Here is a 26,284-nt window from a genome sequence, read left to right on the forward strand (position 1 = left end):
GACCGCCGCGGCCTCAGGGTGCGACAGCGTAGGGAGAGACAGGCCAGGTCAACGCCGCGATCCTGGCCTGACCCTTCACGCTCGGATGGAAGTAGTCGAGCGTCGAGATGTCGGCTGAGGTGAATGCGTAGCCTGCCAGGGCGCCGCGGTCGGTGCTGCAGCCGGCGAAGCTCGCGCACACCCGCACGAGAGCCGCGTTGAACTCGGTCACACGCTGTTGGACTGCATCCCGTCGCGCAGTGTCCGTGGCTGACGTGCTCGTGGGCCGGGCGAGCATGGACTGGCAGATCCGGGCGCTTGCCCACACGAGACGGGCCCCCAGCTTGCCCTTGTTCACGGCCCACAACGTCTTCAGGTTCGGCACGCTCGCCACGAAGACCCTGGTCGATGGAAGCGAGGTGGCGATGAGGGCCACAGCCGCCCGCACGTTCGCCTCGTAGGTGGCGACAGGCGTCATCGCGGCGACAGTCGGGGTGCACGCGTCGTTCGCACCGATCTCGATGGTCACGTACTGCGCCTTCTGCGCGACGGCCTTCTGCGCCTGCGCGAGCAGGCTGGCCGAGGTGCTGCCCGAGACGGCGTCGTTCGAGACGACCAGAGTGGTGGCGCCGGCTGACCGCAGTCGGCTGGCATGGGACACCACCGATGTCGAGGTCCCCGTCGACCAGCTGTTCGCCGGGCAGTCCTTGTAGCCGCAGCTGTCGAGCGCCTGCGTGATCGAATCGCCGAGTGCGGCCATCGATCCCGGTGGCGGAGTGGCCGCCTGGGCGCCGACCGAACCGAACAGGCCGGAGACGACGAGGACGGCCGCCGTGGCGACGGAGAGCGAGAGGGTGTGGAGGTTCCGCTGGAGTGACATGGCACGTCCTTGTGCGTGGAGGGAACAGCGAGAGAGACGTTCGGGTCGACGGACTGTCGCGAGGGCATCACCAGATGCTGTCTGCACCGTACTCCTGTGACGGCACCCCCACAACGAGACGATTCAGAGCGGTGCCGGGCGTTTCCCCAGCCGCCCCTTGATAGCGTCGCGGAGGCGATCTGCCAGCATCACCATCACCATCCTGCCGAGACTTCCGTACATGAATCCCCCGCCCCCGCGCCCCCGGCCGACGTCGACGACGCCCCCGCCTCCGTCGTCGCGTTCGACGCGCGTCGCGTCGACCCCGTCCGGCCCGACGCGTCGTCTGCGCCGGCGAGCCGTCGCCGTCGCCTCGGTGCTCGCCGCCTCCCTGATCGCCATCGTCAGTGTCGCCGTCGGCGCCGGCATCTCCGGCCCCGATGCCGGTGGTCCGGCTGCGCAGGGCGCTGCGGCGGAATCGGTCGCGACGGATGCCGCTTCAGCGCCGACGCCGTCGCCGACGTCGATGCCGACCGACGTCGCCCCGAGCGAGAACCCGACCACGTCGGCGACGCCCAGCGCGAGCCCGACCGCCACACCGGACTCCACGACGACGCCGGCTCCCGTCGGCACGGCACTGGCGGCCCTGGAGACCCTGCAGATCAAGGGTCGCGCCCCGAAGACCGGCTACGACCGCGAGGGCGACTTCGGCAACGCCTGGAAGGACGTCGACCACAACGGCTGCGACACCCGCAACGACGTCCTCGCCCGCGACCTCACAGAGATCGCGACGTCGGGACCCTGCAAGGTCATGACGGGAATCCTGGTCTCGCCGTACACCGGCACGACCATCGACTTCGTGCGCGGACAGGGCACGAGCGCGCTCGTGCAGATCGACCACCTCGTCGCGCTGTCGAACGCCTGGCAGACCGGGGCCCAGCAGCTGACGCAGGCTCAGCGCGAGGCCCTGGCGAACGATCCGCTCAACCTGCTGGCCGTCGACGGGCACTCCAACATGCAGAAGGGCGACGGCGACGCGGCGACCTGGCTGCCGGCGCAGAAGTCGATCCGCTGCAGCTACGTCGCCAGGCAGGTCTCGGTGAAGTCCGTCTACGGGTTGTGGGTGACGCAGGCGGAGCACGACGCCATCGAGCGCATCCTCGACACCTGCCCCACCCAGAAGGCGTATCCGGCGACCGCCGACCTGCTTCCGAAGGTCTGAGCTGGTCAGCGAGCGGAGATCGCCGGAGGCGCCGTCAGCGATGCGAGCTCCCACTGCCGCACCCGCAGGCGGCGGGTGGCGGAACAGGTCGAGAGCAGCGGCTCGGACTCGGTCTCGGCGAGCTCGACGGTCACGGGGCCGGCATCCGTCCCCAACGTCACGGTCCAGCCGCCCCCGGTCGCCGTCCCAGATCGCTCGGCCAGGGGCGGGTACGCGTCGATTCCGTCGTCGCCGAGAGCCAGACGCGCGTAGTGCTGCGCCGCCTGAACCGGATGCGACAGTGAGCTGCGGCCGCGGTAGTGCTCCTCGACCACCCGCCCGTCGAGGTAGGCCTCGCCGATCCGCACCGCATCATCGTCATCGGCGTTGCCGTAGTAGAGGCCGTGCGGCAGCATCACGAGGGTGCCGGCGAAACGGTCGCCGCCGAGGTGCGAGCACTCCCACGTCTCCTCGGGGAAGGCCCGCGACAGCGTCGTGACGACCTGGCGTCCACGCACGGCGCAGCACTGGTCGTGACGCGCGTGGGCGCAGACGGCGAAGATCCTCCGGTCGGATGCCACTCCCGTCGAGCCGTCGAGCGGCACGTCGAGCAGGTCCTCCGGCCTGTCGACGGATCCCCATCGCACCGACTCGTGGCCGGGACGGGAATCGACACTCGCCCACGACCATGTGGTCTGCTCAGGTCGGCGTCCGGTGCGTCTGATGGCGAGAGCTCGCATGCCGGCGCCCTCGATGCGGTGGATCAGCGCCCGCCCGAGAGTGGTGTCGAACGGGGGATCGAGGAACGCGCGGGAGCCCCACGGCCCCGAGATCTCGATGAGGAACCACTGCAGGCCCCGCGAACCCGTGCCGGCCAGGGCGTCGCCACGCTGCCGGGCCCGGTCGCTGCACGGCTGCCATCCGCCATCGCCGAAGGGTTCGTCGGCGTCGTCGGCGGTCACGGTGCTCCCGGCCGTCACTGGAGCCACACGAGGAAGCCCTCGCGCAGCAGCCGTCGCACCACGACGACGGCGTCGGCCTCATCGAGGCCGGGAAGCTCGGAGACCACGCTCTCGCGTCCGGTGATGAGGTGGTGCAGCGCCGCGCCGGCCTCCCCGGGCAGTGACAGCGTCGCGAGCCGGGAGACCACCCGCACCCGGCCGTCGGCCTCGTGGAGTCGGGCGCCCAGCGATCCGCGCCACCGCACCCGGCTCGCGCCGTCGAGCCTGGCCGCAGCCGCGACCGTGGCGAGAGGTGCGATCGGCTCGGGGCGGGTGGCGTCGGTCAGCCTGGATGCCAGGCGGCGTGCGACCCTGCCCGTCGTGTCGGCATCCGCCATCGACGCGCCCAGCACGCCGAGCAGGTCCTGGAGGGTCTGCTCGACGATGGTCCGCATCGACGCCGGGTCGTCCAGGTCGATGCCGAGCGGAAGGGATGAGCGCAGGGCGGGGGAGTCGCCGGCGACGGAGACGAGGGTCTGCACGATGTCGGCTCGCGTGTACGCGGCCATGCCGATCGTGAGATGCACCGAGGTGTCGCCGAGGGCCTCGGCCGAGTGGATCCAGCCGCGGGGCAGGTAGAGCACGTCGCCCGGACGCAGCACGGCATCGATCACCGGCTCGTGCGAGGCCGCCTCGCCGACGGCTTCGCTGTGATCGCTCCACGGCTGGTCGCGCAGCGGATCGATGTGAACGGGCGCGTGGATGCGCCAGTGCTTCTCGCCGCTGATCTGCAGCACGAAGACGTCGTGCACGTCGTAGTGCGGGTCGAAGCCGCGGGACGACGCCGGCGTGACGTAGGCGTTTACCTGCGCCGGATGCCCGATGTCGTCGATGAGGCGCCGGGTGAAGTCGATCAGCGGCGGCCACAGCCTGTGCAGGCCCTGCAGCACGATCGTGGCTCCGCCGGCGAACTCCGCCAGCACCTTGTCGGAGCTGACCTGGTCGCCGATCTCGGCGCCGAAACCGCCCGGGGCGGTGTACGAGGCCGGCTTCAACACCGAGCCCTCGTGCGCCATACGGATGAACGGCGTGCGCAGCCCGCGTTCGGTCACCAGTTCGTCGACGGCATCCGTGGAGAACAGGTCGTCGAAGGTGCCGGACAACGTCGCGGCCTCCGACAGGAGCGGTTTCCGACCCCAGTAGTCACGGGCGAACTCGTCGACCGGAATTCGGATGCAGCGCGAAAGCGCGGGCCGGTCGCCCGGCCCGCGTTCCGTGTCGTTCATCTCAGGCAGAGCCGTCGGCGCCGCCGTCATGACCGTCGGGGTTCGCTCCGCCGTCGGCCGTGCCCTCGCCGGCCGAGCCGTCTGCTCCGCCGTCGTGGCCTCCGGGGTTCGCTCCGCCGTCTGCGGGGCCTTCTCCGCCCGATGCCGAGCCGTCGGCGCCGCCGTCGTGGCCGCCCGGGTTGGCTCCGCCGTCTGCGACGCCCTCGCCGCCGGTCGCGGCCTCGTTCGTGATGTCTTCGTCGTTGATCGCCATCGTCATCCTTCCCACCCATGCGACTGGTCGTCGCCTTCCTCACAGTACGCCCGCGTCTCGCCGGATTCACCCCCTTGCGTCACCCGGCGGAACGGGTGCGCGGGTGGCCGCGGCGTCGCTCAGCCGCTGTAGGCCGCTGCGCAGGTCTGCGTCGTGGCCGTCATGCCCTTCAGGCCCGAGATGACCTGCGCCGGAGCTGCTGCCGGCGCAGCAGCAGCCGGCGCGGCCGCCGCGATGACCTCGGGGTCCTCGGTCGGCGTGGGGGTGGGGGTCGGCGCCACCGGCGTCGGAGTCGCGTTCGGGTCGAGAACTGTTCCGCGACCGAGCGAGTCGCCGTCGAGGCTGAACGGCTGGTCTGCCGCGATGGCGGCGAAGAGCTCGTCGGCGAGGTCGGTGTACGGCACCACCTTGCCTGGATAGTCGGCATCGCCCGTCCCGCCGGGATACTGCACGAAGACGAGGTGGTCGAGGTCGATGTCCTTCAGGGCATACGCCATCGCCACGATCGAGTCGAGGCTCGTGAGGTTGCTCGACAGCTTCACGTTCGACGCGGCGGCTCGCGCGAGTCCGTAGAGCTTGCTGAGGTCGCCCAGGGTGTCGGCACTCTTCATGGTGCGCATCAGCGACGACATGTACGTCTGCTGCGAGGAGATGCGGCTGAGATCGCTGCCGTCGCCCACTCCGTGACGACTGCGCAGGAAGCCGAGGGCGGTCGCCCCGGAGATCGTGCTGGTGCCGGCCGGAAGCACGAGGGCGGCATCGGGATCGTCGATGGCCTCCTCGACGCAGACCGGGACTCCGCCGATCGCGTCGGTCATGGCGATGACGCCGTTGAAGGAGACGGTTCCGGCGTAGGGGATAGTCTGGCCTGTGAGCTCGGACACCGTCGCCACGACGCAACCGAGGCCTCCCCGCGACCAGGCCTCGTTGAGCGGGCGGCCCGACATCGCGTAGAACTCCTCGCCGGTATCCGGATCGACGCACTCGGGATGCGGAACGATGAGGTCGCGGGGCAGGCTCACGACGACGCCGGAGGTGTGGTCGGCCGAGACGTGCAGGAGGATGTTCACGTCGTTGAGGGTGGCGTCGCGCACCCCGTAGGCGTCGCCCTGGGCGGCGTCGTTGTCGGTGCCGACCAGCAGGAAGTTGAAGCCGCCCTCGATCGCTCCGATCCGGGGCACGGGCAGCGGCGTCGCGGTGGCCGCATCCGCTCCGTTGGAGATGTCGATGCCGTTGTCGGCGACTCGTTGGCCGAGGTCATTGAGCTCGAACGCGCCGATCCCGCCGGCGGCGACCACGGCGACGGCTACCGCGATGCCAGCGGCCTTGAGCACCGTGACGACGGCGTGCGGGCGGCGCAGCCGTCCATGACGGGGCGGGAATGCAGCTGCAGGGCGCTCCGGGTTCTCCGTCGCCATCGCCGCTCCCTTCGCCATCCGCGTGGAACTCATGCTCCCATGAGTATGTTTCGGGGCTGTCACGGCGTCGACCGGCGCGTCGCCGGCACCTCCAGCGAGGCCTCGTCGGCGGCGGAGACCGTCAGCACCACCCGGGCCAGGTGGGGATCGCGTTCGAGTTCGCGCTCGATGCGGCGGAGTTCAACGGCGAGGGCGTCCTCTGCGACGTTGCCGGCGAGGTCGACGGCGGCGATGAGGAACAGCTGGCCCGGCCCGATGAACTCGACGTGCAGGCTCGTGACGCGATCGACGTCGTGCCGGGCGAGCAGGCGCAAGAGCACGGCCTGCCTGTCGGCCTCACCGATGGCCTCGCCGAGCAGGAAGGCGCGATTGCGGGCGATCAGCAGCACGGCCACGACACCGAGCAGCACCCCCACTGCTATCGAACCGATGGCATCGAACGCCGACGATCCGGTGAGCTGATGCAGCAGGATGCCGAGGAACGCGATGGCCAGGCCGATGAGGGCGGCGGCGTCCTCGGCGAACACTGCTCGCAGCGTCGGGTTCGAGCTGGCGATGACGTGGTCGAGGGTGCCGCGGTTCAGCTCGTGGGCCGCCGCTCGCGCCTCGCGGAGGGCCCTGATGAACGAGATCCCCTCGAGCACGAAGGAGACCCCGAGCACCACGTAGGCGATGACGTAGTCCGTGGCGGGCTCGGGTTCGAGCAGGCTCTGGATTCCGTGCTGGATGGACAGCACGGCGCCGGCGGTGAAGAGCCCGAAGGCCGCGAACATCGACCAGATGTAGGCATCCTTGCCATAGCCGAGCGGATGCCGGGAGTCGGCCGGGCGCTGCGATCGCCTCTCGGCGATGAGCAGCAGCACCTCGTTTCCGGCGTCGGCCCAGGAGTGCGCGGCCTCGGCGACCATCGATGCTGAGCCGGTGATGACGGCGGCCACGCTCTTGGCCACGGCGATGAGGACGTTGGCGGCGAAGGCGATGATGACCGTGAGCAGGGTCTCGCCCGTCTTCGGCGGGGCGTCGGCGACGTCGTCGGCCTCGGCATCCGCGGCGTGATGGTCCGCGGGCAGGACCGGCTGGTCGAGCCTGATGTCGGGGTGGGTTCGCTGGTCGCGCGGAGCGACGCCGTCGGTGTCAGTGCCCATACGCCCCTCCGTTCGCGGTCGATGCTCCTGCGAGTCTGGCACTGCTGCATCCGCGGGTCGAGACCGCCTCGCGGCGTGCCCGTAGGATCGACTGGTGACGGACGAGGCGGTGACCGAGGTCCCAGGTGCCGCCCCGGATTCGCGGCGGGCGACGGTGGGCGCGCTCACCCAGGTGGGCACAGAGGTCAGCATCAACTTCGGCTCGTCATTGGCCGGCGTCGTCATCCCCATCGTCGGATCGTTCGTCGTCGTGGCCGTGCGCCAACTGGTGATGGCAGTGGTGGTGCTCCCGCTCTACAGGCCGAAGCGGGCCGAACTCACCTGGACGCGACTGTGGCCCGCCCTCGCCCTCGGCGTCGTGCTGGCTGTGATGAACCTCGCGTTCTACGAGTCGGTGCACCTGCTCGGCCTGGGCGTCGCCGCGACCATCGAGTTCCTCGGACCCCTGCTGCTCGCCCTCACGGCGTCGCGTCGCGCGCTCGACGTCGTCTGCGCCATAGCGGCCGGGATCGGCGTCGTGCTGCTCACCGGGCTCGACGGAACCATCAACGCGCTGGGCGTCGCGCTCGCGCTCACAGCGGCGGCGAGCTGGGCGGCCTACATCCTGCTGACCCGGCGGGTCGCCCTCAAGCTCCCCGGCCTCGAGGGCCTCACCGTCGCCAGCATCGTCAGCCTGGTGCTGCTCGTGCCGGCTGCGCTGATCACCCTCGACGTCTCGGTCATCGACTGGCGGGTGCTGGGCCTGCTCCTCGCGATCGGCGTGCTGTCCTCGGCGCTGCCCTACAGTCTCGACACCTTCATCCTGCGGCGCATCCCGGCACGGGTGTACGCCATCATCACGTCGTTCGGGCCCGTGATCGCCGCCATCTTCGGATGGCTCATCCTGGCCGAGCAGTTCACCGTCGTGCAGGTGCTGGCCATCGGCCTGGTGTGCGCCGCTGCCGGCACGGCCATCGCCACGCAGCGTGTTCCGCCGGCATCCGACCTCGAGATGACGGCCGAAGGTCAGCACTGACGTCGGCGCCGGGTCGACTCAGAGGTCGCCCAGTCCGACGCCGAAGATGGTGACGCCCACTGTGATCGTCACGATGAAGGTGATCACGCCGCTCTTGGCGAGGATCCAGTCGCGCATGCGCAGCAGCCGTTCCCCCATCGAGTCCGGCCGGGCGAGAGTCATGATCACGGGCACGCTCACCGTCACCGAGCTCAGCACCGTGTAGATCACCAGGCACGTCACCAACTCGGTGGGCGACAGCTTGGCCGTGCCGAGGGCGAGGCCGGCCGCGGTGGCGAGCAGGATGGCCTTCGGTCGGATGTTGAGAAGCAGTGCGAACCCGATGGACGCGCCGACGCCGAAGGTCGACACCCGGTCGAGGAGGGCGTTCGTCGACGCCGGTTCGCGGTCACGGGTGCGGAGCCAATGGATGACCCCGACCGCCACGAGCAGGAGGCCGATCACGATCTCGACGATGGCGACGGTCGTCCCGAGCTTGACGCGGCGAGGCAGGGCGGCGAGGCCGAAGCTGAGCGCCCCGGCCACGACGAACAGGCCGACGAGGTAGGCGATCAGGTACGGCAGTGCTGTGCGGCCGCGCTTCGGCGACAGCAGCAGGACGACCGTGGTCAGGAAGGGGACCGAGCTCAGGGCCATGGCCAGGGCGATGGGCAGGAGCGCTCCGATGGCCTGGGGCATCCGCTTCCCTTCATCTCGGGTTCATGGGTCGATCGCGTGCGAGCGTCGAGGTCACGCTATCGCGACGCTGAGCCGTGCGTGCGGAATGTTCCCCTGCACGCGGCGGAGGCTTCGACGTCGCGCTCGCCGGCACTGCTGGGGCGCTCGGCCGGACCTCGTCGCTTCGGAGCCTCGCGCCGCATAGTCTGGGCTCGATGCCCCACGACTACCCCCTGCACACTCCGCTCGAGGCGCGCTGCCTCTGCTGCGGCTCGCTGCAGCCGTTCACCTTCACCGCGGACTCCGACCAGGTCGTCTGCGTGCACTGCCGATCGCACCTCGGACCGGAGAAGGCCGAGCGGCGCGACCTCGCGCACATCGCGCTCTGGTCGGCGATCAGCGAGGCGCAGGCCATCGCCGCGTCGGAGGCCGAAGCGCTGGCGGCGGCTGATGCCGCCGCCGCCGCGCGCTCGATCGCGGAGCTGGAGGCCACGGTCGCCGATCTGTCGGCCACGGTGATCGGCCAGTTCGACGCGGCTCCCGCATCCGGGGTGCGCGAACAGCTGCAGAGCGACCTCGTACGCCGTGCCGAACGGGCGACGGAGCTGGCGAACCGCCGCACCGATCGCATCATGGCGGTGCTGTGGCGTCTCGGTGTCCTCCACAGTGCGGCGAGCGGTGGCTCGACCTGCACCTGCGGGAAGTCGATCACGGCCTGCCCGGAGTACCGCATCCTGAGCTCGGAGCAGCAGGTGCTGCGCGAGTGGGAGGCGAAGAACGTGGCGTTGGCCGCGGCGGGCTCTCGTCATGCCCTCCCGCCGGAGCATCCCGCTGTGACGGATGCCGCCGGCTCGGCGCCAGCGGCGACGTCAGCGACCCGCCACTCCACGAGGCCCTCGCGCCAGGAGCGATCCGGGCGCTTCGATCGGCGCTGACGGAGCGGGCCGCTCGCCCGGCCGTCAGGACCGGTGGGCGTTCAGCGCGTATCGCCGGAAGCGGCCGTGCGCTCGGCTTCGAGCTGGAGGTAGGACGCGGCGTCGCTCTCGCGCATCACGAGCATGCCGCCCTCACTGAAGGCGCTGGCGTCGAGGGCCTGCAGCCACTGACGGTTGAGCTCGGGCGGGCGCGATCCCGAGAAGTGGAACTGCAGCGGGATCGACGGCGATGCCCAGATGCTGATGCGGCCGGAACCCTGGTTCGACGGGATGGCCCAGGACACGTAGAACGACTCCTGCCGCCGAAGCCGAAGCCCCGTCGCCACCTTGATGTGCGCCAGCGTGCGGTCATCCATCTCGTATGACGTGCCGGCCCCGTAGATCAGTTCTCCCACCGGGCAAGCATCTCACTTCCGCCGTCGACGGTTTCGCCATTCCGTGCACGTTTTCGGCGGATCGAGCGCAGGCGATGGTCATGGATGGCGTCGCGTCAACCCCCTGATGATGGAACCGGGCTCCGGCGTAGTCTCCTCGAATGCTTCCCCAGACACTGTCCGCGCCGACGGCGCCCCCCGACACTGCCGGGCTCGCCTCGGGAGGTCCCGCTGCCCGAGCCGTGTCATTGGGGGCTCCGGGATGGCAGGACAATCCGCCGATCCTCGAGGCCGCACTCTCCACCCTGCCGGGCCGCGATGCCGGAGTCCAGGCACTCCTCGACTGGAGTGCGGCGATCGGCATCGAGCTCCCGCGGCCGGGCTTCGGCGACACGGCCCTGGTCTGGGAACTGCTGGCGTCGGTGGCCGCTGTCGACCTGGCCGCGGCGCGCACCCTCGAGCCGCACCTCGACGCCCTCGCCATCCTCGAGCAGGCGGGCATCGTCGACATCGCGTCGACCTTCTCCGGCATCGGCGCGACGGACGAGAGCACCTGGGGCGTCTTCGCCGCCGAGGGACCCGGCGTGCGGGTGACCGCTGTCGCCACCCCGGACGGATGGCAGCTCGACGGCGTGAAGCCGTGGTGCTCCCTCGCGAGTCGCCTGTCCCATGCCCTCGTCACGGCTCACACCGAGAACGGCAGGCGACTGTTCGCCGTCGCCCTGCGCCACGACGGCGTGACGGCATCCGACGGCCCGTGGGTCTCACGCGGGCTGCCCGACATCGTGAGCGCACCCGTCACCTTCGACGGGGTGCCCGCTGTCCCCGTCGGCGACGACGGCTGGTACCTCCAGCGGCCCGGCTTCGCCTGGGGCGGCATCGGGGTGGCGGCGTGCTGGTGGGGTGGCACCGTCGGTCTGGCCCGCACGCTGTACGCGGCATCCGAAGCCCGGGAGCCCGACCAGATCGGGCTGGCCCACCTCGGGGCCGTCGACGTCGCCGTCGACACGGCGCGGGCTGCGCTCGCCGACGCGTCGGCCGTGGTCGACGGGGCGGCCGAGCCGTCGCAGCGGCCGAGCGTGATCGCGAAGCGGGTGCGGTCCATCGTGGCCGCGGCCGCCGAGACCACGCTCGCCCATGTCGCGCATGCCCTCGGCCCGCTGCCCCTCGTCGCCGACGAGGCCCACGCGAGCCGGGTGGCCGACCTGCAGATCTACCTGAGGCAACACCATGCGGAACGCGACGATGCGGCCCTCGGCCGTGCGCTGCTCGAGGCCGGAGGTGCACCGTGGTGACGTTCGACAGCTCCCAGACCGGAACACTCGAATCGGAGTGGGCGGATGCCGATCGCTGGCAGCGCCTGCCGCGCTACGCCAGGCCGATCGAACACCTGGTGGTGCTGGCCGCGCATCCCGATGACGAGACCCTGGGCGCCGGCGGCTTGATCGAGAGCGCCGGCCGCAACGGCACGCGCATCTCGATCGTGGTCGCGACCGATGGCGAGGCCTCGCACCCCTCGTCGCCGACCCACACGCCGTGGCAGCTCAGTCGCATCCGTCGCCGGGAGATGCGGAAGGCCATCGATCACCTGGCGCCGGATGCCGTCATCCACCACTGCGAGATTCCCGACGGCCAACTCATCGACCACGTCGACGAGGTCGTCGACTGCGTGGTCGGCATCGTCAACGACGCCGGCGGCGGGGCCACCATCGTCGCCCCGTGGAGCGGCGACGGGCATCGGGACCACCGGGCGGCTGCCGCTGCGGCGCGACAGGCCGCCGAGAACACCGGCAGCGCCCTGCTCGAGTACCCGATCTGGATGTGGCACTGGGGCCGCCCCGACGACGACAGCCTCCCGTGGAACGACATGGTGGCCATCGACCTCGACGCCGACACCCGTATGGCCAAGAGCTCGGCCCTGATCGAGCACGTCAGCCAGACCGCTCCGCTCTCGGACCAGGCCGGAGACGAGGCCGTGATCGGCGTCGAGATGCGCAGCCACTTCGAGCGCCCGTTCGAGGTGTTCTTCGCTGACGGCCATGCGCAGCGGGAAGAGACACCCGAGACCCGGGAGACCGCGGCGACGGATGCCGCCCCCTCGGCGCAGCCGGCCACGCTGGAACGCGACTTCTTCGACAACTTCTATGCCGGTCGCGACGACCCCTGGGGCTTCGAGACGCGCTGGTACGAGAAGCGCAAGCGCGACATCCTGCTGGCCTCACTGCCGCACGAGCGCTACACGACTGCACTCGAGGTCGGCTGCTCGACGGGGAAGCTCACGGCGTCGCTCGCCGGACGCGCCGATGCGCTGCTGGGCATCGACATCTCGCCGGAGCCGTTGCGCGCGGCTCGGAAGCGCCTGGCCGAGCACTCGAACGTCGAGCTGCGCGTGGCATCGGCGCCGGCCGAGTGGCCCGACGGTCACTTCGACCTCGTGGTGCTCTCCGAGGTCGGCTACTACTGGAGCCGGGCCGACCTCGATCTCGCCCTGGATCGGGTGGTGGACTCCCTCGACGCCGACGGAGTCCTGGTGGCCTGCCACTGGCGGCATCCGGTCTCCGAGTACCCCCTCACGGGAGACGATGTCCACGCCGCGATCGCTGCGCGGTCGGAACTCGTCGCGACGGTGCAGCACCGCGAGGAGGACTTCGTGCTCGAGGTCTTCCGTCGCCCGCCCGGCGCCTCGGTCGCGCGGGAGACCGGCCTCCTGTGAACGGGCTCTGGAGGGACGTCGTCGACGCGATCGGGGTCGTGATCCCGATCAACGACGAGGAGGCGCTGCTCCCGCGCTGCCTGGCGGCGCTGCGCGAGGCCCTCGACGAGCTCGCCGTTCACCACCGGCATCCGCCCGCCGTGCACGTCGTGCTGGTCCTCGACGCCTGCACGGACGGTTCGGCCGCCATCGCGGCGGCCTCGGGTTTCACCGCGATCACGACGGACGGACGCAATGTGGGCGCGGCGCGCGCAGCCGGAGTGGACGAGGTCTTCGCACGGGTCGCCGCAGGAGCGGAGAGCAGCGGCGCGGAGATCGAACCGGGTCACGTCTGGATCGCCACCACCGACGCCGACTCCGTCGTGCCACGCAACTGGCTCGCCGCGCAGATCGCCATCGCCGAGGACGGCGCCGACCTGATCGTCGGCACGGTGCGACCCGACTTCGCCGACCTCACCGTGGAGCAGACGGCGGCGTGGCTCGACACCCATGTGCTCGGCCATGCCGGCGGGCACGTGCACGGCGCCAACCTCGGCGTGCGGGGTGACAGCTACCTCTCGGTCGGAGGGTTCGCGGCCCTCGCCGAGCACGAGGACGTGCTGCTGGTCGAGAGCCTGCGCACAGACCCGTCGTTGCGCGAGGTCGACACCGACGAGTGCTGGGTCCTCACCTCGGGGCGGTTCGTCGGCCGCTCACCGGGCGGGTACGCCCGTCACCTGCGCGATCGCCTGCAGCGCTCCGACGAGCCGCCGGCCGAGCCCATCGCCGCGAGCGGCGGACAGGCTGACAGCTAGTGGCGCTGTCAGCCCGCGGTTACCGCTCAGCCCGGCGGCTACCGCTTCTTCGCCGGCGTGCGGTTCTCGGCGCTGACCATCCAGGCGTACTGCTCGAGCTTCTCGATGATCGCGTGCAGCACATCGGCGCTGGTGGGGTCCTCCTCGTCGACGTCGTCGTGCACGCGGCGCATGGTGCCGACAGTCGCCTCGAGGCGCTGCGTGATCAGGTCGACGGTGTCGCTCGTGAGGACCTCGCCGTGCGGGTACTCGGGCAGCGTGGTCGTGGCGGCCACGGTGTCGCTGCGTCCGTCGGGCAGTCCGTGGAGGGCGCGCATCCGCTCGGCGACGACATCGCTGAACTCGCGGGCGTCGTCGATGATCTCGTCGAGCTGCAGGTGCAGGTCGCGGAAGTTCTTGCCGACGACGTTCCAATGCGCCTGCTTGCCCTGCAGGTGCAGCTCGATGAGGTCGACGAGCACCTCCTGCAGTGCATCCGTGAGCTTCTTCGAGGCCGTGAAGCCCTTCTCGGCGTTCTGACGTCGGGTGAGCTTGGCGCCGGCTCCGGCCGGGGCCGACGTGGTGGTGGGGCGTTCTGCTGTCGTAGTCATGCCTTCGACGCTACCCGCGCCGGCTGCCGGGCGGCAGGGGGTTGCTATTCGGAGAGTTCCGCGGCCTTGTCCGGCGTGGGCGGAGCTGTCGCGTCCTCGCCGACGATGACCATCCCACCTGTCGTGCTGGCCGCGCGCAGCAGGCGCTCGATCCACTCGGTGTTGATCTCGGGGCTCGTGGCGGTCTCGAATTCGTAGCGGATGAAGCTGGCCGGGCCGATCCAGAGGGAGGTTCGTCCACCCTCGCGTCCGGGTGGATGCACCCAGGACAGGGTGAAGGACTCGCCGCGACGCAGCTTCTGGGTGATCGCGACCTTGAGGTGCGCGAGCAGCCTGTCGTCGAATTCGAGGGGCGATGACATCTCGCCGTAGTAGAGGAGGCCCACGAGAGTGAGAGTACGCCTAACCCGGCTGAACGCCGAACAACCCGTTCGGCCCGAGCGGGGAGGGGAAGCGCGGCCCCTCGCCTGAGAGAGGGGCCGCGGCAGGCTCGGCGTGACGCACGAACCGGCTCGATCGGGAATCCACCCAGAACCCGATCGAGCGCCTACTCTACGTGCCGCGCAAACGCGCTGCAGACCCTTGACAAGAGGCATCCGTTCATGTCCTGCTGTCTTCTGGCTTCCGCGTTCTCGGCGTGGTCGCTAACCAGGTAAGATACATGGGCGAAGCCATCCGGCCGAGTCGGCAGGCTGAATTGTGGGGGACGAGTTGCTCGGTTCGATCGATACTCCGAGCGGCGAGCCCACCCGGCAGTCGACCTCGCGGTACGAGTTCCTCGAGCACCTCGGTAGCGGTGGCATGGCCGAGGTGTACAGGGCGCGCGACCGCGAACTGGGGCGCGACCTCGCCATCAAGCTGTTCCGCGAGAACACGGGCAGCCCGTTCGACGAGCTGCGTCGCGAGCGCGAGATCCAACTGCTCGGAGCCCTGCACCACCCGGGTCTCGTCGAGATCTACGACGCCGGGGTCTTCGACGACCGTGGACGCTCCCGCCGCTACATCGCGATGGAGTACGTGGCCGGCCGCTCCCTGGCCGCGCGCCTCCGTGCGGGTCTCCCGACGCATCGCCAGGTCGCCGACATCGGCGCCCAGGTCGCCGATGCCCTCGCCTACGTGCACGCCCGCGACATCGTGCACCGCGACGTGAAGCCCGACAACATCCTGGTGACGGATGACGCGGCCTACGGCTACACGCTCATCGCGAAGCTCGCCGACTTCGGCATCGCCCAGTTCATCGACGGGTCTCGTTTCACCAACCACGACTCGGTGCTGGGCACGGCGTCGTACATCTCGCCGGAGCAGGCTCGTGGCGAGGATGTCGGAACCCCGACAGACATCTACTCGCTCGGCCTCGTGCTGCTGGAGGCCATCACCGGTGAGCGCGAGTTCCGCGGCGCACCGCTCGAGGCCGCGCTCGCCAGGCTCTACCGCCAGCCCCGCATCCCCGAGAGCCTTCCCGAGGAATGGGTGCGCCTGCTCGCCGGCATGACCGCCGCCGACCCGGCGGCGCGCCCGACGGCGCACGAGGTGGCCGGGACCATGCGCGACTTCATCCGTGCGTCGATCCTCGACGAGCGCTCACGGCACGGCGGCGGCACCCGCCGGGCGCGCCGGGAACGTCGGAGGGATGCCGACGGCCGGCGCACGGCCTCGATGGGCTTCATAGCCCTGGTCGCCATCGCCAACGCCGTGATCGGCCTCGTGATCGGGCTGCTCCTCGGCCTGCACGTCTGGGGCTAGCGCCGGCGAAACGAGAGCGCCGGCAACCGCTGCGGCATCGCGGCTCACTCCGCGTTGATGTCCGCCAGCAGCTTCTCGAACTCGTCGTCGGAGATCTCGATGCCGGAGTCTCCGAGGCGCCGGCGGAGATCCTCCTCGGGGTCGGGGCTCACTCCGGTGTGGAAGTCGCGGCGGATCTGCGCCACGAGCCCGCGCAGCTTCTCCTCGATGGTCGCGTCGTCGCTGCCGTCCTCGACGGGGGAGTCCTGGGTGCCGGTGCTGTCAGTCATGTCTGCAGAGTAGGCAGCGGGTGCGACGTCCGTCAGGGGGTTGACGCTGAGCGCAACAGGGTGAAGGAGACGTCGCGCACGATGATGGTCGTTCCCTCGCCGGTCACGGCCTGCTCGTCGTCGCTGCTCGCCACGAGCTCCCAGGCACCGCCCGGAGGAGCCGGGATCGTGAACTCGACGCCGTTCTCGGCGGCGTTGAGCGCCAGCGCGAAGCTGTCGGCTCCGGCGTGCTGCAGGAGGAACAGGATGGAGCGGGCATCGGGGTTCGCCCAGTCGTCCTCGGAGAACGGCTCGCCGTCGCTCCGCAGCGTCACCACGGTGTCGGTGTCGCCGTGCTCCGGCGCCTGGCGGAACCAGGGCGGGCGGAGCGCTGGGTTGTCGCGACGGACCGCGATGAGCTGCTGCGTGAACGCGAGGAGGTCGGCATCCGTCGACGACCAGTCGAACCACGAGATCTCGTCGTCCTGGCAGTAGGCGTTGTTGTTGCCGCCCTGGGTGCGGCCGAGTTCGTCGCCGCCGAGCAGCATCGGGACACCGGCGGAGAGGAGCAGGGTGGCGAGGAAGTTGCGGCGTTGGCGTGCGCGGCGCTCGTTCACCGCCGCGTTGTCGGTCGGGCCCTCGGCACCGTTGTTGGAGGAGCGGTTGTCGTCCTCGCCGTCGTTGCCGTCCTCGCCGTTCGCCGCATTGTGCTTCTTCGAGTAGGAGGTGAGGTCGGCGAGGGTGAAGCCGTCGTGCGCCGTGATGAAGTTGACGCTCGACAGCGGTGAGCGGCGCGACGCCTCGTACACGTCGGGGCTGCCCAGCACGCGCTGGGCCACGGTGCCGAGCACGCCGTCGGCTCCGTTCCAGAAGTCGCGCACGTCGTCGCGGTACTTCCCGTTCCACTCCGACCAGGTGGCCGGGAATCCGCCCACCTGGTAGCCGGCGGTGTCCCACGGTTCGGCGATCATCTTCACGCCGGCCAGCGTCGGGTCCTGCTCGATGAGCGTGAGGAACGCGCTGTGCAGCTCCGCGTCGCCGTCCTGCCGGGTGAGGGTCGTGGCGAGGTCGAAGCGGAACCCGTCGACGTGCATCTCGGTCACCCAGTAGCGCAGCGAGTCCATGATGAGGCCGAGTGCCGCCGGATGCCCGACGTTCAGGCTGTTCCCGGTGCCGGTGGTGTCGAAGTAGTTGGCCCTGTCGTCGGCCACCAGCCTGTAGTACGACGCGTTGTCGATGCCCTTGAAGCTCAGCGTCGGACCGAGGTGATTGCCCTCGGCCGTGTGGTTGTAGACCACGTCGAGGATGACCTCGAGGCCGGCGGCGTGCAGGGACTTCACCATGTGCTTGAACTCGCCGACCTGGCTGCCGTCATCGCCGGCCGCGGCGTACTCGCCGTGCGGGGCGAAGAAGCCGATGGAGTTGTAGCCCCAGTAGTTGCGCAGGCCCTTCTCGAGCAGGTGGCTGTCCTGCACGAACTGGTGCACGGGCATGAGCTCGACGGCTGTGACGCCGAGGCTGGTGAGGTGCTCGATCGCTGCCGGATGCGCCAGGCCGGCGTAGGTGCCGCGGATGTCCTCCGGCACGTCGGGGTGCAGCTTGGTGAAGCCCTTCACGTGGGTCTCGTACACGACGGTGTCGGCCAGCGGGATGGCGGGTGGAGCGTCGTCGCCCCAGTCGAATGCCGGATCGACGATGACGCAGCGTGGAACGCAGCCGGCGTCGTCGGACTCGTCCATGAGCAGCGGATCGGCCTGGTTGTGTCCGAAGACCTCCTGGCCCCAGGAGTACTCGCCCTCGACGGCGCGGGCATGCGGATCGAGGAGCAGCTTGTGCACGTTGTGGCGCAGGCCGTTGGCCGGGTCCCACGGTCCGTCGACGCGCAGTCCGTAGCGCGCGCCCACGCCGACCCCGTCGACGCGGCCGTGGAACACGTGGCCCGTGCGCTCGTCGAGCTCTGTGCGCTGCTCGCCGTCATCGCCGAAGACGCAGAAGTGAACGGCATCCGCCGTCTCGGAGTAGACGGCGACGTTGATCCCACCATCCACGATGGTCACGCCGAGGGGATAGGGGAGGGAACGGACCGGTGTCATGGCCCCAGTATGCAGCGGCCGGATGACCATCGTGCGACAGGGGGCGCCCCGCCGATCCGCACGAGATTGTCAAGCCCCCCGCGCCCGTTTCCTCGCGCGGCCTACACTCGGGCGTGACCGACAGGATGTGACGCCATGACGGATGCGAACGACCCGCCCACTGCTCGAACCGAGGGCGCGCGCCCACCCCTTCCCGACGATCCCGAGACCGCCAACGGCGCCAACCCGGGATCGGCCGCAGACCCCGTGGCGGACAACGCCGTGGAGCAGGACACGGTTGAGGCGACAGCACCGGGTGGCGACTCGGAGTAGCTCCCTCCTGTTCGGATGCCGGATGACCGTCTACCGTGATGGGCATGACCGACAGCACCGAGAGCGCGCTGGACTCCGATCGCCGTATCGATCGGCGGGAACGGTGGGAGGCCGTGACCACGGTGCCGCTCGTCGTGCTCGGCGGCGGTTTCATCCTCTTCTACTCGCTCTTCGTGCTGCTTCCGAACGACGGCGAGTGGTTGCACGTCCTCGTCGGCGTCGAGCTGCTCATCACCTGGGTGGTGTTCCTCATCGACTACCTGGTGCGGCTGCTGCTCACGCCGCGGGCGCTGCGCTGGCGATTCGTGCGCGGCAATCCGATCGACCTCCTGTCGGTGATCCTGCCGCTGTTCCGCGCTCTGCGCGTCCTCGTGCTGTTGCGCCAGATCCCGTACTTCCGCGATCGCAGTCGCGCAGGGATCCGCGCAGAGGTGATCACCTACGCCGCCGCGTACGCGATCGTGTTCGTCTACTTCATCGCCCTGGCGACGCTTCATGCCGAACGCGATGCGCCCGGTGCCACCATCACCACGTTCGGCGACGCCATCTGGTGGGCCATCGTGACCGTCGCGACGGTCGGATACGGAGACACCTATCCGGTCACGTTCGGCGGCCGGGCCTACGCCGTCCTGCTGATGGTCGGCGGCATCGCGATCGTCGGCACCTCATCCGCCGTCGTCATCTCCTACCTGGGCGATCGGATGGCCGTGTTGCACCACCGCGTCGAGGTGCAGAGGAATCCAGACGGGTCTCCCGCTGAGGCGCAGCCGACGGCGGACGACCCGATCCTGCCCGCCCTCTCCGAGGCTCGCGATCGATTGGATGACAGCGTCAACCGGTTTAGAATCGAGGAATGAGCACCGCCGAGTCGACAGTCTCGAGCGTCGACGAGACGTGGGCGTCGTTCCAGCGCCTGCGCACCCAGCTCACCGGTCGCATCAACCGGGAGCTCACCCAGTCGACGGGCCTGTCCGAGGCCGACTTCGACATCCTCTTCGCCCTCGACCAGTCGGAGGACAAGTCGTTGCGCGCCCTCGCTCTGCGCTGCGGGCTCGACTGGGAGAAGAGTCGGCTGTCGCACCAGCTGCGACGCATGGAGGCGCGCGGCCTCGTGGCGAAGGAGGCGTGCATCGAAGACGCCCGCGGCACGACCATCGTGCTGACGGATGCCGGTCGCGAGGCGATCGACGCGGCACGGCGCTGCCATGCCGCCGCGGTGTCGCGCTACTTCGGCGAGGTGCTCACGCCCGAGCAGCTCACCGCGCTGAGCTCCATCTCGAGCGCCGTGCTCGAGCGCCTCGCCGAGGACGCTCCCGCGGTGGTGCACAAGCTGTAGGCGCGCTTCGCCCGCGCGCTGCGCTCGGGCCTCAGCGAGCGGGGGTGCGTTCCACCACGCTGAAGTTGTCGCGGAACAGGTTCTGCGGGTCGAGCTCGGCCTTGAGCGCCCTCAGCCTGGCGAGCGTCGCCGGCGGGAAGGCATCCGTCACCCGCTCCGGGCGCAGGTCGGTGTCGAAGCTCAGGTAGAGCCCGCTGAAGTGCCCCTGGAGTCGATCCCACGCGGCGTCGACGCGCTCGTGGTCGGCGCCGATGGCGACGACGGAGAAGTTGGCTGAGCGATGGGCGTAGGCGGTGGCGTCGGGCGCGATGTCGGCGACGGCTCCGCCGGCCGCACGGATCTGGAAGAAGTGCACGGCCCCGCTGTGGATCAACCGGGACGCGGCGTCGGCGAAGTCGGCGTCGACATGGTCGAGCAGTCCCGACCTGGATGCCGGCTGTCCCTGTCCGTTGTGCGCGGCATCGCTGGCATTGGCCATCACGCCGGCGTAGCTGGTGAGCACGACGGACTGGTCGAGAAGCGGGCCGAGGTCGACGAAGGGGGTGAGCCTGTCCATGATCACGTCGGGTTCGGAGGAGTCGACCATGGCGAAGACGACGGCCGTCGCTCCGCGTCCACCGCGGGGCGGCGCGACGAGCACGAAGCTGGTGAGGTCGCGCGGCGACGCCTCGACCAGTGCGCCCCAGCGCTCGAGGAATCCGGCGGTGTCCGAGGCGTCGAAGGTGAGCTGGGCCCAGCCCACGTCGCCCACCTCGTCGACCTCGAACTCGAACGACGTCACGATGCCGAAGTTGGCGCCGGCGCCCCGCACGGCCCAGAACAGCTCGGCGTTCTCCTCATCGCTGGCCCGCACCACGGAGCCGTCGGCCAGCACTATCTCGACGGCGCGCAGGTGGTCGATGGTGAGCCCGTGCTCGCGCACCAGGAAGCCGATGCCGCCGGCCGTGGCGAGCCCGCCGACGCCGACCCCGCCGTAGTCGCCGGAGCTCAGCGCCCAGCCGTGCTCGCCGAGGGCGGCTGCGACGTCCATCCAGCGGGCGCCCGGCTCGAGGCGCACGCGCCGGGTCGCGGCATCCGTCACCTCGATCGCATTCATGGCCGACAGGTCGATGACGATGCCGCCGTCGTTCGTGGAGCGGCCGCTGATGCCGTGGCCACCGCTGCGGATGCCGAGCGGAACCGTCGGGTTGGCGCGGGCGACGGCGACGGCATCGACCACCTCGGCCGTGGAGCGGACCGGGATCACGAGACCCGGCGATCCGCCGCGCATGTAGGTGGAGCGCACCCGGGAGAACTTCACGTCGCCGGGTTCGATGACCGAGCCCGCGAGAGAGGCCGGCACCGCGTCGTAGTCGATGCCATCGCGACGCTTGGCGAGTGCGGTGGTGCTGCGCACGCGCGCTGCTGCTGTCCCGCCGCCGCCGCCGCCGCCGGTGCCGGCTCCGCGTGAGGCCAGCTCGGCGTCGACGGCCTCGCGGAGTGCCGGAGCCACCTCCTCGGCGAAGCGCTGCATCGTGCCGGGGTCGTCGGAGGCGAGGATGAACGTGCCGATGCCGTCGTCGAGCACGTAGGGGAGCAGTTCGTCGACCCACTGCGTGCTCGGACCGTTGAGGAACCCGCCGTACGACGGCGTGAAGCGGCCCGAGATGTTGACGAGGCGTCGGATCTCGCGCGGGTCCCGCCCGGCCTCGATGGCGGCCTCGTCGATCGTGGTGTTGCCGCGGGCCAGGTCGCCGGGCTGGAGGTAGGCGAGGGATGGCAGCCAGCCGTCGCCCTTGCGGCCGATGAGGCGCAGCATCCGGGGCTTCAACGCCCCGATCCAGAGCGGGATGTCGTGGGCCGGAGCCGGGCCGCGCTTGGCCCCGTTCAGGCTGTAGTAGTCGCCGTCGAGGCGCAGCACGCGGTGGTCGTCGACGTCCCAGATGCCCCGGATCACGTCGATCGCCTCACTCAGGGCGTCGACGGCCTGCCCCGGGGTGAGGCGGCGGCCGCCCATCGCCTCGATGGCGTCCCAGAATCCACCGGCGCCGAGGGCGAGCTCGAAGCGACCGCCGGAGAGCAGGTCGAGGCTCGCGGCCGCTCGGGCCGTGACGGCGGCGGGCCGCAGCGGAACGTTGAGCACGTTCGGGGCGATGCGGATGCGCTCGGTCTGAGCGGCCACCCACGTCATCAGGGTCCACGTGTCGTGGAAGGCCGGCTGATAGGGGTGGTCCTGGAAGGTGACGAGGTCGAAGCCGAACCGTTCGGCCAGCTGCGCCCGCGCGACGGGCCCGGTGGCGGGGTCGTGCGTCGGGGTGATGAAGGTTCCGAACTCGAGCGCGTGGCCGTAGTGCATGAGAAAGATGATACATCAACCAATAGCGAGAAGCCTGTTCGCAGCGGCACGGATGCGGTCCACGGCGAAGCACGGCCGGGCGGGCGGGCGTTCGGTTCCCCGGCCCTCTGAGAGGCGATCGACGTCCCGGGGGAATGCCTCGCCCGTCGCTCCGGTTTGCACGAGGAGTGCCCCATCCCTGACGAAAGGCCCGCTGCATGCCCACCATCGGATCATCCGACCTCGACGTCTTCCCCCTCGCCCTCGGCGGCAACACCTTCGGCTGGACGTCGGATGCCGCGAGCTCTCACGCCGTGCTCGACGCCTTCACCGCCGGAGGCGGCAACTTCATCGACACCGCCGACGGCTACTCGTCGTGGGTGCCCGGCAACTCGGGTGGCGAGTCCGAGACGATCATCGGCGACTGGCTGCGCTCGCGCGGCAACCGCGACGACGTCGTCATCGGCACCAAGGTGAGCCAGCACCCCGACTTCACGGGCCTGTCGTCGTTCAACGTGACCGCCGCATCCGAGGCCTCCCTCGCGCGCCTCGGCGCCGACCACATCGACCTCTACTACGCGCACTTCGACGACGCGGACACGCCCCTCGAGGAGACGGTGGCCGCCTTCGACGCCCTCGTCACCGCGGGCAAGATCCGCTACGTGGGCGTCTCCAACTACTCGGCCGCGCGCCTGCAGGAGTGGATCGACATCGCCACCCGCGAGGGCTACGCACTGCCCGTGGCCCTGCAGCCGCACTACAACCTGGTGCACCGCGAGCCGTTCGAGAGCGAGCTCGCTCCCATCGCGGCCGCCTCCGACCTGGCTGTCGTGCCCTACTTCTCGCTCGCGAGCGGCTTCCTCACCGGCAAGTACCGCACCGCCGCAGACCTCGAGGGTGCGGCACGTGCCGGGGGTGCCGGCGGCTACCTCAACGAGAACGGACTCGCCGTCATCAGCGCGCTCGACGAGGTCGCTGCGGCCCACGATGCCGCTCTCGCCACGACGGCGCTGGCGTGGTTGCTCGCCAAGCCCACTGTCGTCGCCCCGCTCGCGAGCGCCCGCACGGTCGAGCAGCTGCCCGAGCTGCTCGCCGTCGCCGAGCTGAGCCTCACCGACGACGAGATCGCCGCGCTCGACGCCGCATCGGCACCGCTGGCCGAGGCCGCCTAGCCGGAGACAAGCCGGTCAGGCAGGCAGCGGAGCGAACGAGCCGATTCGGCCCGCCCGCTCCCCGGCCGCTGACCGTCAGCGGCGGCGAATCAACGCAGCGCGTCTCGGGCCGCCGTCGCGACCGATTCCGCACGTTTGAGGGCAGCGGCGGCCTTGTCGCGCTCGTCTTCGCACGCAGCGACGTCCTTCTCGGCGGCCGTGAACTTCTTCTTCGCAAGCCTCAGTCGTTCCTCGAGGTCGTCGCGGTCGTGTTCGGCCTCGTCGCGGCGCCGCTCCGCCTTCGCGATCTTGCCCTCGGCATCGTCGAGCGCACGGCGGGCGGATGCAGCGGCCTTATCGGCCTCGTTGGCGGCCTGTTCGCGCCGTTTCTGCTCGCGGCGCACGGCGATGTCCTCGACGGGTCGCATCGGCTGCTGCACGGCTGCGGGCCCTCCGGCCACGGCTCCGTCGAGGTCGACGGGGTCGAAGCCCACTGTCACCAGCGCGCGCAGGAGCCTGCCTGAGAGAACGGCATCCGTCGCCGCGGCATCCGCGATGCCCGCCGTCACGGTCTGCTCCACCTCGTCGAGGGTCGGCCGACCCGGTGCGGCGCCGAGTTCCTCGGCCAGCGCCGCGGCCTCGCGGCCGAGCGCAGCCACGGCGGTGCGGCGCGTGCGGGTGAGGCGCGAGAGCTCGGGTCCGTCGCGGCGCTCCTGGGCGTCGCGCAGCTCGTCGCCGAGGTCGAGCACCTCGCGCAGTTCGTCGGCGCGGTGGCGCACCAGCTGATTGACCAGCCACGCTGCCGGCGTCGGCTTCTTCAGCGCCTTGATGCTCTCCGACAGCGCACGATCGTCGCCACGCGCCGCCAGCGCACGAGCATTGCGCGCCGCGGTGAAGTCGCTCGGGGCGAGAGCATAGAGCTCGTCGGCCGCGGCGATCAGCGCGTCATCAGGCATGCGCCCATCCTCCCGCGTCGGGGGCGTTGAGTGCAGGGCGGATCGCGTCAGCGATCGCGGAGGGCCTCGATGAGCTCGCTCTTGCGCTTGCCGGAGTAGCCGGTCAAGCCGATCTCCTTCGCGCGCTTCCTGAGTTCGGGCACGGTCCAGTCGTCGTAGTCGCCCGATTTCCCGCCACGCTTCCCCACGGCCTTGCGTCCGTCGCGCGCTGCGGCGTTCGAGATGCGAGCGGACTTCTCCTTCGAGTTGCCCTCATCGCGCAGCTTCTCGTACAGCTCCGGATCCTTCAGGCTGGGATTGCTCGGTCCCGGCATGGCATGCTCCTCACGTGAGTCTCGGCTCATCCGTCTCCATTGTGCGAACCGGAGCTGCGGCCCGGGCAGTGCTTGACAGGAGTCAGCCGACCTGTCCGCTGGCCTTGTCTGGTGGTCCGGATTCGGTTGCGGCGAAGGCGACGCCGGGTGGGAACGCCGTCACCGGCGCGCGGCATCCGGACGCCGGTGTCCGGTCCGTGGCAGGATGGGCCGACCGTGACATCGAGGAGGATGCATGTCGGCTTTCCACCCGGATCTGGCTCTGGCCCGCTACGTTCCGAAGTTCTCGTTCGGACCACGGCTGACGCGCCTGATGCAGAAGGCGAAGCCTCGGGTTCCTGCCGCCCCCGACGACGTGCTGATCGAGGACGTCACGGCGACGGGTCCGGATGGCGTCGGCGAGGTGTCGCTGCGGGTGTACAGGCCTCGGTCACTGCGCGATGCGGCGCCGGCCCTGTTCTGGATCCACGGTGGTGGCTTCATCAGCGGCTCGCCCGAACAGGACGAGGCGTCGAGCATCGGATTCGCTCGCTCGCTCGGCATCACGGTCGTGGCCCTCCGGTACAGGCTGGCCCCGACGCATCCGTCGCCGGCAGCCGTCGAGGACGCGTATGCCGGACTGCTCGGGGTGTTCGACCAGGCCGAAGCGCGGGGGATCGACCCTGAGCGGATCGCCATCGGTGGCGCGAGCGCTGGAGGCGGGCTCGCGGCCGGCCTCGTCCTGTACGCGCACGATCGCGGAGAGGTGCGGCCGGCGTTCCAGTTGCTGGTCTACCCGATGCTCGACGACCGCACCGTCACGCGCACTGACATGGACACCCGCAACGTGCGGATCTGGTCGCCGGGAAGCAACAGGTTCGGCTGGACCTCCTACCTCGGAGTCGAACCCGGGTCGGATGGCGTCTCGCCGTATGCGGCGCCGGCCCGGCGCGGCGACCTCAGCGGGCTGCCGCCGGCGTGGATCGGGGTCGGCTCGCTCGACCTGTTCCACGACGAGGACCTGGCCTACGCTGCACGGCTCGAGGCGAGCGGGGTGCCCTGCGACGTCGTCGTCGTGCCTGGAGCGCCGCACGGATTCGATGCCGTGTTCCGGAAGGCGGCGGTGTCACGCGAGTTCTGGCGAACCCAGGCGGAGGTGCTGCGGCTGGCCCTGTTCGAGGTTCCCGCCCGCTGAGGCATCCGTGACTCCCGTCTCCCGATGCACGAGGGCGAGTGGGAGATGATTGACCCGATGCCGAAATCCACCCGCCTCAGCCCCGACGGACTCGCCTTCGTCACCGACCGCCACCTCGCCACGCTCTCGACCATCGCGCCGGACGGCAGCATCCACGTCGTCGCCGTCGGCTTCACGGTCGAGCAGCGGCAACCGGGGGAGGCGCTCGTCGCGCGCATCATCACCTCGGGTCCGTCGCAGAAGGTGCGCAACATCGAACGCGGCCGCCTCGCCACCATCGGCCAGGTCGACGGTGGCCGGTGGCTCTCGCTCGCCGGGAACGCCGAGATCCTCCGGGATCCCGAGAGCGTCGCGGATGCGGTGGATCGCTACGCCGCGCGCTACCGCCAGCCGCAGCCCAACCCGTTACGCGTCGTCATTGCGATCACCGTGACGAAGTTGCTGGGCTCCGCCGACCTGCTCCAGAATTAGTGGCTCCATCAA

The 26,284-nt window shown here is 70.3% G+C and carries 28 protein-coding genes; 13 read left to right on the plus strand and 15 right to left on the minus strand.

Features of this window, described 5'->3' with window-relative positions; genetic code table 11:
• Window positions 1-13: 13 nt before the first annotated feature.
• On the minus strand, window positions 14-859 hold the full coding sequence (locus ASF30_RS19725; protein ID WP_055910813.1) for an SGNH/GDSL hydrolase family protein: 846 nt from the start codon (window positions 857-859) through the stop codon (window positions 14-16).
• A gap of 220 nt (window positions 860-1,079) precedes the next feature.
• Here ASF30_RS19725 and ASF30_RS19730 point away from each other — a divergent pair, with 220 nt between their 5' ends.
• Complete coding sequence (locus tag ASF30_RS19730) at window positions 1,080-2,060, plus strand: HNH endonuclease family protein (RefSeq protein WP_082468152.1); 981 nt, start codon at window positions 1,080-1,082, stop codon at window positions 2,058-2,060.
• A 5-nt stretch (window positions 2,061-2,065) separates the two neighbouring features.
• On the opposite strand, the gene ASF30_RS19735 is transcribed toward ASF30_RS19730, so the two are convergent.
• The 5 genes from ASF30_RS19735 to ASF30_RS19755 all read right to left on the minus strand — a co-directional run bounded on the left by ASF30_RS19735 (window position 2,066) and on the right by ASF30_RS19755 (window position 7,082).
• On the minus strand, window positions 2,066-3,001 hold the full coding sequence (locus ASF30_RS19735; protein ID WP_055911082.1) for a sucrase ferredoxin: 936 nt from the start codon (window positions 2,999-3,001) through the stop codon (window positions 2,066-2,068).
• A 14-nt stretch (window positions 3,002-3,015) separates the two neighbouring features.
• Window positions 3,016-4,266 carry a cupin domain-containing protein gene (locus tag ASF30_RS19740; RefSeq protein ID WP_055911084.1) on the minus strand — a complete coding sequence of 417 codons (1,251 nt, stop codon included), beginning with the start codon at window positions 4,264-4,266 and terminating at the stop codon, window positions 3,016-3,018.
• A 1-nt stretch (window position 4,267) separates the two neighbouring features.
• A complete protein-coding gene (locus ASF30_RS19745) occupies window positions 4,268-4,519 on the minus strand; it encodes a hypothetical protein (RefSeq protein WP_055910815.1) in 252 nt (83 codons plus the stop codon).
• 119 nt (window positions 4,520-4,638) lie between these two features.
• Entirely contained in the window at window positions 4,639-5,970 is a 1,332-nt protein-coding gene (locus tag ASF30_RS19750) for an LCP family protein (RefSeq protein WP_235480410.1), read from the minus strand.
• 26 nt (window positions 5,971-5,996) lie between these two features.
• Entirely contained in the window at window positions 5,997-7,082 is a 1,086-nt protein-coding gene (locus ASF30_RS19755) for a cation diffusion facilitator family transporter (RefSeq protein ID WP_082468154.1), read from the minus strand.
• A gap of 94 nt (window positions 7,083-7,176) precedes the next feature.
• Between ASF30_RS19755 and ASF30_RS19760 the strand changes: the two genes are divergently transcribed.
• The gene (locus ASF30_RS19760; RefSeq protein WP_235480411.1) at window positions 7,177-8,097 is read left to right on the plus strand and encodes an EamA family transporter; all 921 of its coding nucleotides are present in this window, start codon (window positions 7,177-7,179) and stop codon (window positions 8,095-8,097) included.
• An 18-nt stretch (window positions 8,098-8,115) separates the two neighbouring features.
• Here the strand turns inward: ASF30_RS19760 and ASF30_RS19765 are convergent, their stop codons facing one another.
• Window positions 8,116-8,775, minus strand: a complete 660-nt coding sequence (locus ASF30_RS19765) for a GAP family protein (protein WP_055910817.1) — start codon at window positions 8,773-8,775, stop codon at window positions 8,116-8,118.
• A 194-nt stretch (window positions 8,776-8,969) separates the two neighbouring features.
• Here ASF30_RS19765 and ASF30_RS19770 point away from each other — a divergent pair, with 194 nt between their 5' ends.
• Window positions 8,970-9,689 carry a hypothetical protein gene (locus ASF30_RS19770; protein WP_055910818.1) on the plus strand — a complete coding sequence of 240 codons (720 nt, stop codon included), beginning with the start codon at window positions 8,970-8,972 and terminating at the stop codon, window positions 9,687-9,689.
• 41 nt (window positions 9,690-9,730) lie between these two features.
• Here the strand turns inward: ASF30_RS19770 and ASF30_RS19775 are convergent, their stop codons facing one another.
• Window positions 9,731-10,084, minus strand: coding sequence for a DUF7882 family protein (locus tag ASF30_RS19775; protein ID WP_055910820.1), 354 nt, complete (start codon window positions 10,082-10,084; stop codon window positions 9,731-9,733).
• Between the two features lie 140 nt (window positions 10,085-10,224).
• Between ASF30_RS19775 and ASF30_RS22900 the strand changes: the two genes are divergently transcribed.
• Genes ASF30_RS22900 through ASF30_RS19790 form a run of 3 tightly spaced genes read left to right on the plus strand, consistent with a single transcriptional unit; the run spans window position 10,225 to window position 13,570 of the window.
• Window positions 10,225-11,358, plus strand: coding sequence for an acyl-CoA dehydrogenase (locus ASF30_RS22900; RefSeq protein WP_235480412.1), 1,134 nt, complete (start codon window positions 10,225-10,227; stop codon window positions 11,356-11,358).
• Complete coding sequence (locus ASF30_RS19785) at window positions 11,355-12,776, plus strand: bifunctional PIG-L family deacetylase/class I SAM-dependent methyltransferase (protein WP_235480413.1); 1,422 nt, start codon at window positions 11,355-11,357, stop codon at window positions 12,774-12,776. Before ASF30_RS22900 ends, ASF30_RS19785 begins: the two co-directional genes overlap by 4 nt.
• On the plus strand, window positions 12,773-13,570 hold the full coding sequence (locus ASF30_RS19790; protein WP_235480414.1) for a glycosyltransferase: 798 nt from the start codon (window positions 12,773-12,775) through the stop codon (window positions 13,568-13,570). The genes ASF30_RS19785 and ASF30_RS19790 overlap by 4 nt, the downstream gene beginning before the upstream one ends.
• Before the next feature lie 38 nt (window positions 13,571-13,608).
• Here the strand turns inward: ASF30_RS19790 and ASF30_RS19795 are convergent, their stop codons facing one another.
• Together ASF30_RS19795 and ASF30_RS19800 are read right to left on the minus strand one after the other, a co-directional pair.
• On the minus strand, window positions 13,609-14,160 hold the full coding sequence (locus ASF30_RS19795; RefSeq protein ID WP_055910825.1) for a Dps family protein: 552 nt from the start codon (window positions 14,158-14,160) through the stop codon (window positions 13,609-13,611).
• A gap of 44 nt (window positions 14,161-14,204) precedes the next feature.
• Window positions 14,205-14,546: a DUF7882 family protein gene (locus tag ASF30_RS19800; protein ID WP_055910826.1), complete on the minus strand. Its 342-nt coding sequence runs from the start codon at window positions 14,544-14,546 to the stop codon at window positions 14,205-14,207.
• Between the two features lie 313 nt (window positions 14,547-14,859).
• Here ASF30_RS19800 and ASF30_RS19805 point away from each other — a divergent pair, with 313 nt between their 5' ends.
• Window positions 14,860-15,903: a serine/threonine-protein kinase gene (locus ASF30_RS19805; protein WP_055910828.1), complete on the plus strand. Its 1,044-nt coding sequence runs from the start codon at window positions 14,860-14,862 to the stop codon at window positions 15,901-15,903.
• Window positions 15,904-15,947: 44 nt separating this feature from the next.
• Here the strand turns inward: ASF30_RS19805 and ASF30_RS19810 are convergent, their stop codons facing one another.
• A complete protein-coding gene (locus tag ASF30_RS19810; protein WP_055910830.1) occupies window positions 15,948-16,172 on the minus strand; it encodes a hypothetical protein in 225 nt (74 codons plus the stop codon).
• Between the two features lie 32 nt (window positions 16,173-16,204).
• On the minus strand, window positions 16,205-18,244 hold the full coding sequence (glgX, locus tag ASF30_RS19815) for a glycogen debranching protein GlgX (RefSeq protein WP_055910832.1): 2,040 nt from the start codon (window positions 18,242-18,244) through the stop codon (window positions 16,205-16,207).
• Between the two features lie 135 nt (window positions 18,245-18,379).
• Here glgX and ASF30_RS22905 point away from each other — a divergent pair, with 135 nt between their 5' ends.
• From ASF30_RS22905 to ASF30_RS19825, 3 genes are read left to right on the plus strand one after another with little or no spacing between them, the layout of a single operon-like run.
• Window positions 18,380-18,556, plus strand: coding sequence for a hypothetical protein (locus tag ASF30_RS22905; protein ID WP_157497543.1), 177 nt, complete (start codon window positions 18,380-18,382; stop codon window positions 18,554-18,556).
• Window positions 18,557-18,600: 44 nt separating this feature from the next.
• Window positions 18,601-19,413 (plus strand): potassium channel family protein, encoded by an 813-nt coding sequence (locus ASF30_RS19820; RefSeq protein WP_162240783.1) that lies wholly within the window; start codon window positions 18,601-18,603, stop codon window positions 19,411-19,413.
• The gene (locus ASF30_RS19825; protein WP_055910836.1) at window positions 19,410-19,892 is read left to right on the plus strand and encodes a MarR family winged helix-turn-helix transcriptional regulator; all 483 of its coding nucleotides are present in this window, start codon (window positions 19,410-19,412) and stop codon (window positions 19,890-19,892) included. Before ASF30_RS19820 ends, ASF30_RS19825 begins: the two co-directional genes overlap by 4 nt.
• Window positions 19,893-19,923: 31 nt before the next feature.
• Here the strand turns inward: ASF30_RS19825 and ASF30_RS19830 are convergent, their stop codons facing one another.
• On the minus strand, window positions 19,924-22,227 hold the full coding sequence (locus ASF30_RS19830) for an LLM class flavin-dependent oxidoreductase (RefSeq protein WP_055910838.1): 2,304 nt from the start codon (window positions 22,225-22,227) through the stop codon (window positions 19,924-19,926).
• A gap of 197 nt (window positions 22,228-22,424) precedes the next feature.
• Here ASF30_RS19830 and ASF30_RS19835 point away from each other — a divergent pair, with 197 nt between their 5' ends.
• Window positions 22,425-23,378 (plus strand): aldo/keto reductase, encoded by a 954-nt coding sequence (locus ASF30_RS19835; RefSeq protein WP_055910840.1) that lies wholly within the window; start codon window positions 22,425-22,427, stop codon window positions 23,376-23,378.
• A gap of 89 nt (window positions 23,379-23,467) precedes the next feature.
• Here ASF30_RS19835 and ASF30_RS19840 read toward each other — a convergent pair whose 3' ends face one another.
• Both ASF30_RS19840 and ASF30_RS19845 read right to left on the minus strand, forming a co-directional pair.
• Window positions 23,468-24,313 carry a hypothetical protein gene (locus tag ASF30_RS19840; protein WP_055910841.1) on the minus strand — a complete coding sequence of 282 codons (846 nt, stop codon included), beginning with the start codon at window positions 24,311-24,313 and terminating at the stop codon, window positions 23,468-23,470.
• Window positions 24,314-24,360: 47 nt separating this feature from the next.
• Window positions 24,361-24,627, minus strand: a complete 267-nt coding sequence (locus tag ASF30_RS19845) for a DUF7218 family protein (protein ID WP_055910843.1) — start codon at window positions 24,625-24,627, stop codon at window positions 24,361-24,363.
• Between the two features lie 235 nt (window positions 24,628-24,862).
• Here ASF30_RS19845 and ASF30_RS19850 point away from each other — a divergent pair, with 235 nt between their 5' ends.
• Complete coding sequence (locus tag ASF30_RS19850; RefSeq protein WP_055910845.1) at window positions 24,863-25,801, plus strand: alpha/beta hydrolase; 939 nt, start codon at window positions 24,863-24,865, stop codon at window positions 25,799-25,801.
• 57 nt (window positions 25,802-25,858) lie between these two features.
• Window positions 25,859-26,272, plus strand: a complete 414-nt coding sequence (locus ASF30_RS19855) for a TIGR03618 family F420-dependent PPOX class oxidoreductase (protein WP_082468208.1) — start codon at window positions 25,859-25,861, stop codon at window positions 26,270-26,272.
• Window positions 26,273-26,284 lie beyond the last annotated feature (12 nt).

The sequence above is a fragment of the Leifsonia sp. Leaf264 genome (genome assembly GCF_001422325.1).
Taxonomy (GTDB): domain Bacteria; phylum Actinomycetota; class Actinomycetes; order Actinomycetales; family Microbacteriaceae; genus Orlajensenia.